This window comes from Pseudaminobacter soli (ex Zhang et al. 2022) (assembly GCF_014595955.1).
In the GTDB taxonomy this organism is placed as follows: Bacteria; Pseudomonadota; Alphaproteobacteria; order Rhizobiales; family Rhizobiaceae; genus Kumtagia; species Kumtagia pseudosoli.
Genome location: NZ_JABVCF010000013.1, coordinates 167,102 through 179,906, shown reverse-complemented (window position 1 = coordinate 179,906; position 12,805 = coordinate 167,102). Strand labels below are relative to the sequence as shown.

The following is a 12,805-nucleotide window of genomic DNA, read 5'->3' as shown; positions in this document are numbered from 1 at the left end:
TCGACGGCGCGGTCCTTGCTTGATCTCCCGATGAAACGCTTGGCGGACGCTCCTTGTCCGCAATCGGTACAAGGGGGTCGTCGACTTGAACATTCATGTCCAAAGGCCGGCGCACGCTGCCGGCGTCGAGGGAAGCCATGGCAAGTCCAGAGTGCGTTTCGAAGCGCTGGACAGTTGGCGCGGCATCGCTGCGCTGGTGGTCGTCCTCTTCCATACCCAAATCGTGAGCCATATCCGCGATATCCCGATCGTCCGATCCGGCGAGGCGTTTGTCGACTTCTTCTTCGTGCTCTCGGGCTTCGTGATCGCACATGCCTACGCGGATCGCCTCGCCGATACGCGCAGCTTTCGCGAGTTCCTCGTCCTTCGGCTAGGCCGGCTCTATCCGCTGCATTTCTTCATGCTGATGCTTTTCCTCGCCTTCGAGGTGCTGAAGTCTCTGGTGCCCGGCCTGGGCAATCCATCCGACCCCGCATTTTCGGGCGCGAACGAACCGTCGACGCTACTGCCGAATCTCTTGCTCCTGCACTCGATGAGCCTCAACGGCGAGCTCAGCTGGAACACTCCGTCCTGGAGCATCTCTGCGGAATTCATCGCCTATGTCTGCTTCGGCTTTGCGGTGCTGGTCTTCCGCCGGCGGCTCGCCTGGGCGATTGCGGCGTCGGCCGCAGCAGCGCTGCTGGTGCTCGCTTCGCTTGCGGACCCCGGGATGGAGACGACAGCGCAGCTTGGCGGGGTCCGCGCCATCTACGGTTTCAGCCTCGGCGCGCTCCTCTACATGTTTGCAGGCCGAAGCATAGTGGCGGCGCGATCATCGGAACGCAGACCGGGCACAAGGCTGGATTGGACCCTCGTGGAACTCGCCGCGATGCCGATGGCCGTGTTCGCCATCACGGCGGCGCCGCAGACGCGCTTGTCCTATGCGGTGCCGCTGGTCTTTTGCGCGGTGATCGCGATCTTTGCGGTCGAGCGCGGTTTGATCAGCCGGGTTCTGAAGCTGCGTCCGCTGCTCTTTCTCGGAGCGATCTCATATTCGCTCTATCTCACCCACATGTTCGTGCAATTGCGCTTCATGAACGTCGCGCGCCTGTTCGACAAAGTGTTCGGCACGAGTTCCATCGCCCAGATCGGCCATGGCGAGCGGTATGGCGGCGGGATCGATACGGGCAGCCTGTTCGGGGGAGATTTGCTGATGCTGCTGATGCTCGCCTGCGTGATCGGGATGAGCTGGCTGACCTACCGGCTGATAGAGGTGCCCGGGCGGGCATTCTTCCGCCGCCTGGCGCACGCCATGTTCAGGCGCGTGCCGCATCCGGTACTCGATGTGAGCGAAGCCGCGCCCGAGGTTCGACGCGCGCCATCCGCCACTTAGATGCTGACCTTTCCAACGCGCGCGGCGAGCGTTGGAATTGCCCGGATTAGAACGCGCAGCCTCTTGCGACATCGCCCGTCGCGACAGTCGCCAGTCCCATGAAAGCAATCGGCCCGAACCGCAGGGCGGATCGGGCCGAGTAACCAAGAATCTGCCGGCTGGCCGGCAGCGAGATCAGCGCTTCGAGAACTGGAAGCTGCGGCGGGCCTTGGCCTTGCCGTACTTCTTACGCTCGACGGTACGGCTGTCGCGGGTCAGGAAACCGCCCTTCTTGAGCACGGCGCGCAGGGCTGGCTCGTAGTAGGTGAGCGCCTTGGAGATGCCGTGGCGCACCGCACCAGCCTGGCCGGACAGGCCGCCGCCCGAGACCGTGGCGACGATGTCGAACTGGCCATCGCGGTTGGTCGCGACGATCGGCTGCTGCAGGATCATCTGCAGGACCGGGCGCGCGAAATAGGCGGTGAATTCCTTGTCGTTGATGATGATCTTGCCGCTGCCGGGCTTGACCCAGACGCGGGCGATCGCGTCCTTGCGCTTGCCGGTGGCATAGGCGCGGCCGTGCTTGTCCAACTTCTGGACGTGCACGGGGGCGGCAGGCTGCGGGGTGCCCGCAACGGTGCCGAGATCTGCGAGCGAAGTCAGCTCAGCCATATTAGGAAACCTTCTTGTTCTTGCGGTTCAGCGCGCCGACGTCGAGCGTCTCGGGCTGCTGCGCGACATGGGGATGCTCCGCGCCGGCATAGACGCGCAGGTTCTTCATCTGACGGCGGCCAAGCGGGCCGCGCGGGATCATGCGCTCCACGGCCTTCTCGACGACGCGCTCCGGGAAGCGGCCTTCCAGAAGCTGGCGAGCGGTGCGCTCCTTGATGCCGCCGGGGTGGCCGGTGTGCCAGTAGTAGACCTTGTCGGTGTACTTATTGCCGGTGAACACGACCTTGTCGGCATTGATGACGATGACGTTGTCGCCGTCGTCGACATGCGGGGTGAAGGTCGGCTTGTGCTTGCCGCGCAGGCGGTTGGCGACGAGGGATGCAAGGCGGCCGACGACGAGACCCTCGGCGTCGATCAGCACCCACTTCTTCACTACTTCCGCGGGCTTCTGCGAAAATGTCTTCATGAGCTCTGCTTTCGTTGATCCTTCCGGAGAGAAGGCGTTTTTTGTTGCTTCCATTCGGCGTCCGGCCGGAGCCGCTCGCCGAAAAATGAACGGCGGCCCCGGAGGGCCACTGGTTCAGCGCGGCTTATAGGTGAGGGGGTGGTATGAGGTCAAGCTAGGGCGGGCCGACAGTCTGAAAGAAGCTGATGTAATATCAAATAGATAGGAGTGAGGTAATATTTTACCGCATCATAAAGAGCGGGATCGCCCACGATCTCCTCCACGGGGACGTTCGGATTTTCCGATCCCTCTGCGGCAGTGGACGGCTCCGCGGACTTCGGATCATTGGCCACCAGCCATTCGGCGAAGGAATGCGGCGACCATCCGCCTGCCACGGCGGGGGCGGTGAAGGGACAGAGCGGCGACACCGGGCGCGGCGGCCTCACCGGGCTCACGGCACGCACCACGTTGACCGGCCGCAGCGGTTTTCCCATGCCCAGCAGCGGTTCGTTCGGGGTCCAGGCTACCGGCCGCCCCTCCATGTCGAACAGGTGCGAGCCCACCACCGGCCCGATCCAGAGACCGGACCGCGCCGACCACGCGTGACCGTTGGCGATGAAGGCCGCATAAGCCATCTCCAGGTCGAAGATGAATTTTTGCGGCTGCAACCAGGCGACGTGTTCGCAGTCGGCGGAGAACAGGGGTTTTAGCATCAACCAAGCCTCAACTGTGCGGTTCGCCGTTGGGCCATATCACCGTCTCACCGCTTCGGCGGGATCGAATAGGTGCCAGTGGCATGCGCCACCGTCTCACCTTGGGCCACGATGTCGACGTCGAACACCATCAGGCTCTTTCCCAGCTTCAGAATGCGGCAGTGGCCGTGCACCGGCCCGGCGGGCGCCTTGCGGACGAAATTGATGTTGAGGCTGGTCGTAACCGACAGCGCGTCCGGACCGGCGTGGGAGAGCACGCAGACATAGCCGCCGATGTCGGCCAGCGTGAAGAGCGAAGGCCCCGAGACCGTATCGCCTGGCCGCAGGTGGCGCTCGTCCGCATTCAGCCGCACCGTGCAGCCGCCCGGAAAGATGTCCACTGCCTCATAGGCGCGATAAGTACCGTTGAGCTGCGGATAGACCTCCGTAAGCAGTCTATTCGCCTCGCCGACCGTGAGGACGGGCTCGAGACCTTTTTGTGCTGGCATCCCAACTCCAATTAAAACGTTCCGGAAGCTTTTCGCGGTCGCGCCAGAAAACACGCTCGGCCCGTGGCATTCAACCCGGCGCATGCTATCTCTCGGCAGGGCCCGTTGCGGTCCGTGCTGTAAAGGAGGTCTGGTCAATGGCCGAGATCGTGGCAATCCGCAAAACCGCCAGCGAAGGACCCGTGCAGGCGCATCTGGAGAGCGGCATCCTGCGCATCACGCTCGCCAGCCCTCCGGCCAACGCTTTGTCGATCGCGATGATGGCGGCGCTCCAGGCTGAGATCGACCGGGCCCGCGACGATGCAGCGATCCGCGTGTTGGTGATCTGTGCGACCGGAAAGGTGTTTTGCGCCGGGCACGACCTCAAGGAACTGACGGCACACCGCGCCGACGTGGACCGGGGCAGGGCCTTCTTCGAGGAGACGATGGCCGCCTGCGCCACCCTCATGCAGACGATCGTACGTTGCCCCAAGCCGGTGATCGCCGAGGTCGACGGCGTCGCGACCGCGGCAGGGTGCCAGTTGGTCGCGTCCTGTGATCTCGCCATCGCCACCGATCATGCGAGTTTCGCCACGCCGGGCGTCAATATCGGCCTGTTCTGCTCGACACCGATGGTCGCGCTGTCCCGCAACGTGTCGCGAAAACATGCGATGGAGATGCTGCTGACCGGCGAGGCGATCGACGCCAAGACGGCGCGGGAGTTCGGCCTGGTGAACCGGGTCGTGCCGCGGGAATATCTGGCCCAGGTGGTGGCGAAGTATGCCGAGACCATCGCGTCGAAGTCGCCACTGACGCTGAGGATCGGCAAGGAGGCCTTCTACAATCAGGCCGAGATGGGGCTTGCCGAGGCTTACGACTACACCGCCCGGGTCATGGTGGAGAACATGCTCGCGCGCGATGCCGAGGAGGGAATTGGCGCCTTCATCGATAAGCGCGAGCCCGAGTGGACGGGCGAGTAGAAGGTCCCGGCGAGCACCTTCGCTTCACATTTTCGATTTCAGCGACTGCGCCATCTCGAGATGCTTCTGCAGCGTGGGTAGCTGCTGCTTGGCCAGATCGGCAGTGGCCTTGTCTCTCGCCTTTGCCTGACGCTGGAATTCGGAAATGGCCTTCTGGTGATCCTTGATCATGTAGTTGACGAATTCCTTGTCGAAGGCGGCGCCTGACATTCCCTGCAGCTTGTGCTCCTCGCGCCGTGCCGCCCGCGGCATCCCGTCGGACGGTTTCACCCCGATCTGGCGGCCCACGTCGGTCGCTTGGTTCTTGGCGGTGGTGTGGTCGTTGAGCAGCATGTTCCCGAAATCCTTAACCTGCTGATTGCCGGATTTCTGGGTGGCGAGGCGTCCCATATCGATTTCTGCGTTGTCGCCCTGGACGGCATGCTGGATGAACTTTTTGCCGCTTTCGGCGAAGGCAGGGCTGAGCCCGGCGGCAGTGAGTGCGAGAGCCGCCGCTGCAGTCACGAAGGTATGAGGTATGGATGCGGGTCTCATCTGGGCCTCCCTTCGAAGCCGTGTTGAACCACCCCAACCCTGCATGGATGGGTTTGTTCCGCCTGCGAAGCGGGCCGGCAAGTGCTCCGTCAGCGGGTGCGCGCCGGCATGAAAGCTGCCGCCGCGACGATGAGCCAGCCCAGAATCATCAGGGTTCCGCCGGTGGGCGCAGCCATGGAGAACAGGGCTTGGCCGCCATAATCGCGCGCCAGCAAATCGCCAGTGAAGAGGAGGAGGCCGATAAGAAGGCAATAGGCGCCGAGCCGCAGGAGCTTGCCTCCGAATGCGCCCCCGAGAAGCCCGATCGCCAGCAGCGCGGGCGCATGGACGAGAAGCATGGTGGCGACCGTGCCGGTGAAGGCTCCGCCGGCATGCGCCGCTGCGGCCGACAGCGCTACTCCGGCCGCGCCGGCCAGCCCGCCAGTTGCAATCAGGATGCGTTCGGCCAGCGACAAGGAGCCCGGCACGGTCTCAGCCCTTCAGCATTTCCGCCACCTCGGGCGCAAAATAGGTCAGGATGCCGTCGCAGCCGGCGCGCTTGAAGGCGATGAGCGATTCCAGCATCGCCTTCTCGCCGTCGAGCCAACCATTGGCGGCCGCAGCCCTGATCATCGCGTACTCGCCCGACACCTGATAGGCGAAGGTGGGCAGCGAGAACTCGTCCTTCAGCCGCCGGATGATGTCGAGGTAGGGCAGGCCGGGCTTCACCATCAGCATGTCCGCGCCTTCCAGCACGTCCTGCTCCGCCTCGCGCACCGCCTCGTCCGAATTGGCGTGGTCGATGTAGTAGGTCTTCTTGTCACCCTTCAGCAGCCCCTGCGTGCCGATCGCCTCGCGGTAGGGGCCGTAGAAGGCCGAGGCAAACTTGGTCGCGTAGGACATGATGGCAACATGCTGGAAGCCGTTGGCGTCGAGCGCCTCGCGGATGGCGCCGATGCGGCCGTCCATCATGTCGGAAGGCGCAATGATGTCGGAGCCGGCGGCCGCCTGCAGCACCGCCGCTGCCGCGACCTGGGCGACCGTCTCGTCATTGACGATGATGCACTCGCGCAGGATGCCGTCGTGGCCATGGCTGGTGAATGGGTCGAGCGCGACGTCGGTGATGACGCCGATCTCCGGCACAGCGGCCTTGATGGCCTGGGTCGCCCGGTTGATCAGATTGGCGGGATTGAGGATCTCCGATCCGCTCTGGTCGCGCAGCGCCATGTCCACATTGGGGAAGGTCGCGAGCGCCGGGATGCCGAGCTTCGCCGCCCGTTCTGCTTCCTTGACCGCGATGTCGACCGAGAGTCGGAACACGCCGGGCATGGCCGGAATGGCTTCGCGACGGTTCTCGCCATCGATGATGAAGATGGGCCAGATCAGGTCGTCGACAGTCAGCCGGTTTTCCTGGACGAGCCGCCTCGACCAATCGGCCTTGCGCATCCGGCGCAGGCGCCGCCCTTGCGTGATCTCATCGACGCTGCGGCCGCTAAGCGGGGTCGTCTGCTTGTCCATGATCTTTCCTCCGGCCGATGCGTGTTGCTCTATCACGTCCGGCATGAAGCACAATGCGGCAGAGGGCCTTACAGATCAGGGCTGGCCGTTCCCCGAAAGAACCTGCAGGCTCCCTGCCACCGCATTGCGGAAGGCTTCGTCGAATCCGACGCCGCGCACCTGCCATTCATAAATCTTGTCGCCGCGGTCCAGCCGCCAGTCAGCGATCCAGCCATGCTCCCGGTCGCTCCAGACGAGACTGCCGGCGAGCGCCTTGGCGCCGTCGTATCGCGCGGCGATCGTGTCTAGGTCCCCCATCTCGACCTTGGGCAGGGTGGCCGCGTTGAGGGCGGCGGAGGATAGCGTCGCGCTGTCCGGCAACTCGACCGGAAGTGCCAGGGTGTCTGCCGCCTGTGCTAGCGACTGGCGCATGTAGGGCCCATCCGCGCCATTCCGGGCCAGCACGAAGGCCTTGCCCGCCTGCTTCACGGAAAGGAACACGATTAGGTGCGGCCGCTCCTCGAGCCATGGCTTGCGATCAAGACTTTCGAGCAGGGAATCCACCCGCTCGCGGTCGAAGACGCAGGTAAGATCGTGCGGCCGGTCGTACGTGCCCTGCTCGTCGTGGATCGGCCTGCCCTCCAGCCGATCGCGGTAGCGGAACTCGCTTATCGCCGAGCCGGCTTTCGGCAGGAGAGAGGCAAGTCTCTCATCCGTGAGCACGGTCTGGTCGCCGGAGACCTTGACGAGAACCTTGCGAAAGCACTCCTCGAGCCCCGGCTTCCTGTTGACTTCTCCAGTGCCTGTCACGATCGCCTTGGTGGTGTAGAGTTCGGTGAGATTGAGTGTCTGCGCCTGGCCTGCCCCGACGCCCAGGAGGCCGATCAGGAGTACCATCATGTGTTTTAGCAGGTTGGCCATGTATCAGGTGCTCGCAGGGGGATCGATCACAGGTTCGCACGATTCGGGCAAAGAGACAGGATCAAGGAACGCCCAATTCCGGCCGCTTCATGGTCGCCGACCGCGTTTCAACTGAACCAGGCTGGTTCTCCCGCGCGCTTTGGGCCGACGCCGACAAAGAAACCTGTATGGACGACGTGCGATTGCGTTCGAAAAGCATCTGCAGCAATAGGATCGAAGCGGGCCTCGCCATGAAATCGATGACCGCGCGATGAACCCTGTCTCACCCTGGACACTGCGGGCCTTGCAGCTTTTCTCTGCTGCGGCGATCTCGCTGGTTGTGGCGGTCCAACTGGGATTGCACAATCCTTTTTGGGCAGCGATGCCGGTCTGGGTCGTGGTACAGCCCTATCGGGAGGATCTCCTGGTTCGTGCCGTGCTTCGTGTAGCAGGCACAGTTCTTGGCGCTGCCCTTGGCTGGTCGGCGCTGAAGCTGCTGCCCGACACCAGCACGCGCATCCTTGTACTTGCGCTTGCGATCGGGATCGGAACCGCCGCGACCTATTGGATCGGCACGGTCTACAGCTACGGTGTCCTGCTTGCGGCGATCACGGTCGCGGTGGTGCTGGTCCCGGCGATGAACAGTACGGTCGATGCGGTCGCCCTTGCGCTGGACCGCATCGGGTGCACGCTGATCGGCGTTGTGGCGGTCACAGCAATCACCTTCCCGTTCACGCCGCACCGAGGCGGGCCGCCACTACCCCGTCATCCGCCTGCCATGCGTTTGGTCGTCCTGCACGGGATGATCGCCGGCACGACGGCTCTGGTTGGCGGGGTGCTCGCGCTGCTCGTCGGAGGACCTGCAGGCGTGGCGGCGGCACTCTCGCTGTGCATCTTCAGCCTGATCATCGGTTCGAGCCGCAACCCGGAACCGATACTGACCTACATGCCGCCCGGTGCCGCAATCGGCGTGCTGGCAGCGCTTGCCTATCGTGGCGTGGACATGATGCTGCCCGACCTGGCCGGCCTGGCGCTGATCCTTGCCATGCCCTTCATGGCGGCCGGTGCTGCGTTGCGCAGCCATCCCCGCAGCGCATTGCTGGGGCTGGACGCAAACATGTGCTTCCTTCTGGCGGCAGAGGCCGGAACCGCAGCTCATGGCTTCGATGCTCATTTGCAGGGCGGTGTGGCGCTCGTCGTCTCTGCGTTTCTGCTTGCGGCCCTGTTCCGTCGCATCGGCGTCCTGCAGATGCGCGACGAATGATCGACCGCAAGGTGCAGCAATGAGGCCCGGATTTCAAACTCCCGGCACTTGCGCGGCACCATTGTTGACGTGCCCGGCCGGCGTCATCTAGCACTTGGTGTTTCGGGCGCAGCGAGAGGATTCGGACGCGATGGAGTTCGGCGGAGGAGACGAGATCCGCTTCGAGCGTCGCGGCGTGGCGGGCGTCGTTACGCTCACCCGGTCAAAGGCTCTCAATGCGCTCACGCACGGGATGATCCGGGCGCTCGCAAAAGCCTTGGCGGCCTGGGAGCAGGACAAGGCGGTCGCGCTGGTCGTCATGAAGGCCGAGGGCAGGGCGTTCTGTGCCGGCGGGGATCTGGCGCATGCCTATGACGGAATGCGGACAGGCAATCCGCCTCTGGACTTCTTTGCTGACGAATACCGGTTGAACGCGGCTCTTGCGCGCTTCCCGAAGCCTTGCGTCTCGCTCATCGACGGCATCGTCATGGGGGGAGGGGTCGGTGTCTCCTGCCACGGCTCGCACCGGGTCATGACCGAAAAGGCGCTGTTCGCCATGCCGGAGGTGGGCATCGGCTTCTTCCCCGATGTCGGCGCAAGCTTCCTGCTGTCGCGCCTGAAGCGCAGCTTCGGAATGTATCTGGGGCTGACCGGCACGCGTATCCGCGCCGGCGACGCGTGCCGCGCCGGGATCGCCACACACGTCGTGTCCTCGGCGAGCCTGGACGAAATTTTGGAAGGGTTATGCAAGGGCACATCGCCCGACCGGGTGCTAAGGCCTTTCGCCAGCAGACCTGACTGCGAGACCGATGAAGGCACGCTCTTCGCCATAGCGCGGCTGTTCTCGCGCGACCGGCTGGACGATCTCCTGCTGGGACTTCGGCAGGCCCGCGACGAAGGGGAGGCTATCGCCGATAGCGCCCTTGCCGCTATCGAAAAGGCCTCGCCGACGAGCGTCGCCGTTGCGTTCCGGGAGATCAACACGGGCGCGATGCTGGAAATGGACGATTGCATGCGCATGGAATTTCGCATCCTGAACCGAATGCTGGCAGGTCACGACTTCCCGGAAGGCATAAGGGCGGTGATCATCGACAAGGACGGCGCGCCCAAATGGCGGCCGCCCTCGCTAGCGGAACTGTCGGAGCCTGCCGTCGACGCCTACTTCGCCCCGCTTCCCGGCGGAGACCTGGAGGTATGAGCGACATCCCAGCCGGGCGCCAGCTGTTCAGTCCGAGTGCCGTCGAGGTCCTGTTCGGCTGGTTTCAGCGCATCATCGCCGTCTACTGCATGCTGCTGGGGCTATTCTACTGGGTGCGGCTGATCGGCTACTACGACGCGCCGCTATGGCGCCTCGACCTGATGCCGCCGCACTGGCAGGTGGCGACCATGACACTCGCCGTCTTTTTTCCGTTCGCAGCGGCTGGCCTGTGGATGCTGGCTTCGTGGGGGCCAGTGATCTGGTTCATATGCGCCGCCACCGAGACAGTGATGTTTTTCGCCTTCGACGGCTTCTTCGGCTCCCACTACCTGATCGTGGCCTCGCACGCCTTCGCGGCGCTGCTCTACCTCGCGTTTCGCGTCGTCCTTGCCATGCAGCAGCGCGCGCAGCCCGAAGGTTAAAAAAGTTTGCGCCGTTAACCTCTTGTTAACGCTGTTCCGAAACCTCTGCTTTTAACCTCTTGTTAAGCGCGACGTTTAAGTCGAATTTTAGCCGCATTCGATAACGTCCGGGACAAGGTGAGAAGACAAAAAACATCACCTGGCGACAAACGAGAGGCGAAAATGATGAACAACCTGCGTCAGGCGGCGAAGGCCGTGGCTGCACCCGATGAACGTCGTGAGGCGATCCGCCCGCTCTACTTGGAATCACTTCAACTGGTCGAGAGACTACACCGGCGTTTGCTCGATGTCATCAAGGATGAATTCGAGCGCAACGGCCGCAACGACATCAACGCCATCCAGGCGCTGCTGCTCTTCAACATCGGCAATTCCGAGCTCACCGCCGGCGAGTTGCGCTCCCGCGGCTACTATCTGGGCTCCAACGTCTCCTACAATCTGAAGAAGTTGGTCGACCTCGGCTTCATCAACCATCAGCGCTCGCGTATCGACCGGCGCTCGGTGCGGGTGAGCCTGACGCCGAAAGGCCAGGAGGTAGCGGAGGTCGTTGCTGGGCTCTACGAACGCCATGTCGGCTCGATCGAGCAGGTCGGCGGCATCAACGCCGACGAGTTCAAGCAGATGAACAAGGCGCTGCAGCGGCTCGACCGCTTCTGGAACGACACGATCGCGTACCGGATGTAAACCGACGCGAGCACGGCCGGGCCGAGAGCCTGCGGAAGGTTGGTGCCGGTCCGGGATGACCGGCCGATGCTAAAATGCAACACCTGGTGGCATGCTGTGGACCGGCTGCTCGCGGTCACGCTGCCGCCATAATCGAGTGAACATTCGGAAGCTTCTTCGATGCACGTCCTGCATTGTCCTGCTGCGGAAGCTGTCCGCGGCAGGGGCGTGGTCGTGCGTCATGGTTGGTCAATTGTTAAGGGTGGCCAATCTAGAATCCGGACACGATGTCCGAGTTTGAAAAGTAGGAAGCAGACTGGATGCCAATCACCGCCAGCCGCCGTTCATTTCTATCCGGAGCCGCTGCCGTCGCAGCGAGCTTCGCAGCAGGCCACGCTCACGCCCAGGACTTCATCGGCGACGTCCTTCGCTCTTCGCGTCGCGGCAATTGGGACGATCAGTTCGACGCCAAGGTCACCGGCGCAGCCAAGGTGGCTTCGCACGTGCCGATCTTCAGTCCAATGACCGCGACTTACGTCGAGGCCGCTATCGGTCAGTATCAGGGCATCGTCTCGGCCGGGGGCTGGCCGATGGTTCCCGCCGGCAAGAAGCTGAAGCTGGGCGTCGCCGATGGCGATGTGGAGGTGCTGCGCAAGCGGCTGATGGTATCGGGCGATCTGTCGCCGAATGCGGGCATCTCGCCGGCCTTCGACACTTATGTGGATGCCGCCGTAAAGCGCTTCCAGGCGCGTCATGGACTCCCGGCGGACGGCGTCCTGGGCCAGTACACCTACCAGATGATGAACGTATCCGCGCCGGTGCGCCTCGGCCAGCTCGAGACCAATCTCGTGCGGCTGCGCTCCATGTCCGGGTTCCTCGGCAACCGCTATGTGGTGGTGAACATCCCCGCGGCGCAGATCGAGGCGGTCGAGAACGACCGTGTCGTCTCCAGGCACACCGCCATCGTCGGCAAGATCGACCGGCAGACGCCGCTCCTCAATTCGAAAATCAACGAGATCATCGTTAATCCGTACTGGACAGCGCCGGTATCGATCGTCCGCAAGGACATCATTCCGCTAATGCGCAAGAACCCGAACTACCTCAAGGACAATAGTATCCGCATCTTCGGACCGAACGGCAGCGAGATCGACCCGCAGAGCATCGACTGGTCGACGGAGGACGCCGCAAAGTTCCGCTTCAGGCAGGATCCCGGCGCGATCAACGCCATGGCCTCGGTGAAGATCAACTTCCCGAGCCCGGAAAACGTCTACATGCACGACACGCCTCAGCAGGGGCTGTTCAACAAACTGATGCGGTTCGATTCTTCGGGCTGCGTGCGCGTGCAGAACGTCCGGGACCTGGTCACCTGGATCTTGCGCGACACGCCCGGCTGGGATCGCCAGACATTCGAGCAGACCATCAAGTCCGGCGTCAACACACCGGTTGCCGTCACCGATCCGGTGCCGGTGTATTTCACCTACGTCTCCGCCTGGTCGACCGGCGAGGGGGTCGTTCACTTCCGCGACGACATCTATGCGCGCGACGGCGTCGACGAACTGCAACTCACGTCGGCCCTATAGCTCCCCAAGACTACGAAGCGTAGAGAGGCCGTCCCGCCGGGGCGGCCTTTTTCTTTGGCCCACCATCTTCTCTGACCGCCCTGCGGGAACCGCCGCGCGCCATCCGAGTTGAACGCCAATGGGGTCGGCGTGCTCAGGACCCGGTTGATCAACCGAACATGGAC

15 protein-coding genes are annotated in these 12,805 nt (G+C 63.5%); 7 read left to right on the top strand and 8 right to left on the bottom strand.

All coding sequences use genetic code 11. The features are described from left to right. Nucleotides 1–85: 85 nt before the first annotated feature. Nucleotides 86–1,372 (top strand): acyltransferase family protein, encoded by a 1,287-nt coding sequence (locus HUI96_RS22655; protein ID WP_188256972.1) that lies wholly within the window; start codon nt 86–88, stop codon nt 1,370–1,372. A gap of 174 nt (nt 1,373–1,546) precedes the next feature. Here the strand turns inward: HUI96_RS22655 and rpsI are convergent, their stop codons facing one another. From rpsI to HUI96_RS22635, 4 genes are all read right to left on the bottom strand, one after another. Next, entirely contained in the window at nt 1,547–2,023 is a 477-nt protein-coding gene (rpsI, locus tag HUI96_RS22650; protein WP_188256971.1) for a 30S ribosomal protein S9, read from the bottom strand. Nucleotide 2,024: 1 nt separating this feature from the next. Continuing rightward, nucleotides 2,025–2,489 (bottom strand): 50S ribosomal protein L13, encoded by a 465-nt coding sequence (gene rplM, locus HUI96_RS22645; protein WP_188256970.1) that lies wholly within the window; start codon nt 2,487–2,489, stop codon nt 2,025–2,027. A 149-nt stretch (nt 2,490–2,638) separates the two neighbouring features. Then, nucleotides 2,639–3,181 (bottom strand): 4-fold beta flower protein, encoded by a 543-nt coding sequence (locus HUI96_RS22640; RefSeq protein WP_188256969.1) that lies wholly within the window; start codon nt 3,179–3,181, stop codon nt 2,639–2,641. A gap of 47 nt (nt 3,182–3,228) precedes the next feature. Further along, the gene (locus HUI96_RS22635) at nt 3,229–3,669 is read right to left on the bottom strand and encodes a PaaI family thioesterase (protein WP_188256968.1); all 441 of its coding nucleotides are present in this window, start codon (nt 3,667–3,669) and stop codon (nt 3,229–3,231) included. Nucleotides 3,670–3,806: 137 nt separating this feature from the next. Here HUI96_RS22635 and HUI96_RS22630 point away from each other — a divergent pair, with 137 nt between their 5' ends. Then, nucleotides 3,807–4,628, top strand: coding sequence for an enoyl-CoA hydratase (locus HUI96_RS22630; RefSeq protein ID WP_188256967.1), 822 nt, complete (start codon nt 3,807–3,809; stop codon nt 4,626–4,628). A 24-nt stretch (nt 4,629–4,652) separates the two neighbouring features. Here HUI96_RS22630 and HUI96_RS22625 read toward each other — a convergent pair whose 3' ends face one another. From HUI96_RS22625 to HUI96_RS22610, 4 genes are all read right to left on the bottom strand, one after another. Continuing rightward, nucleotides 4,653–5,162: a DUF4142 domain-containing protein gene (locus HUI96_RS22625; protein WP_188256966.1), complete on the bottom strand. Its 510-nt coding sequence runs from the start codon at nt 5,160–5,162 to the stop codon at nt 4,653–4,655. Between the two features lie 89 nt (nt 5,163–5,251). Next, nucleotides 5,252–5,629 (bottom strand): DUF423 domain-containing protein, encoded by a 378-nt coding sequence (locus HUI96_RS22620; RefSeq protein ID WP_337918587.1) that lies wholly within the window; start codon nt 5,627–5,629, stop codon nt 5,252–5,254. Nucleotides 5,630–5,633: 4 nt separating this feature from the next. Next, on the bottom strand, nt 5,634–6,659 hold the full coding sequence (gene hemB, locus HUI96_RS22615) for a porphobilinogen synthase (RefSeq protein WP_188256965.1): 1,026 nt from the start codon (nt 6,657–6,659) through the stop codon (nt 5,634–5,636). Nucleotides 6,660–6,734: 75 nt separating this feature from the next. Then, nucleotides 6,735–7,559 carry a DUF2066 domain-containing protein gene (locus HUI96_RS22610; RefSeq protein ID WP_188256964.1) on the bottom strand — a complete coding sequence of 275 codons (825 nt, stop codon included), beginning with the start codon at nt 7,557–7,559 and terminating at the stop codon, nt 6,735–6,737. A 250-nt stretch (nt 7,560–7,809) separates the two neighbouring features. Between HUI96_RS22610 and HUI96_RS22605 the strand changes: the two genes are divergently transcribed. The 5 genes from HUI96_RS22605 to HUI96_RS22585 all read left to right on the top strand — a co-directional run bounded on the left by HUI96_RS22605 (nt 7,810) and on the right by HUI96_RS22585 (nt 12,641). Then, entirely contained in the window at nt 7,810–8,802 is a 993-nt protein-coding gene (locus tag HUI96_RS22605; protein WP_188256963.1) for an FUSC family protein, read from the top strand. Nucleotides 8,803–8,932: 130 nt separating this feature from the next. Beyond that, nucleotides 8,933–9,979, top strand: a complete 1,047-nt coding sequence (locus HUI96_RS22600; RefSeq protein ID WP_188256962.1) for an enoyl-CoA hydratase/isomerase family protein — start codon at nt 8,933–8,935, stop codon at nt 9,977–9,979. After that, nucleotides 9,976–10,401 (top strand): DUF6163 family protein, encoded by a 426-nt coding sequence (locus HUI96_RS22595; RefSeq protein WP_188256961.1) that lies wholly within the window; start codon nt 9,976–9,978, stop codon nt 10,399–10,401. Before HUI96_RS22600 ends, HUI96_RS22595 begins: the two co-directional genes overlap by 4 nt. Before the next feature lie 165 nt (nt 10,402–10,566). Continuing rightward, nucleotides 10,567–11,082: a transcriptional regulator LdtR gene (gene ldtR, locus HUI96_RS22590; protein WP_425299275.1), complete on the top strand. Its 516-nt coding sequence runs from the start codon at nt 10,567–10,569 to the stop codon at nt 11,080–11,082. Between the two features lie 305 nt (nt 11,083–11,387). Beyond that, complete coding sequence (locus HUI96_RS22585; protein ID WP_188257020.1) at nt 11,388–12,641, top strand: L,D-transpeptidase family protein; 1,254 nt, start codon at nt 11,388–11,390, stop codon at nt 12,639–12,641. Nucleotides 12,642–12,805 lie beyond the last annotated feature (164 nt).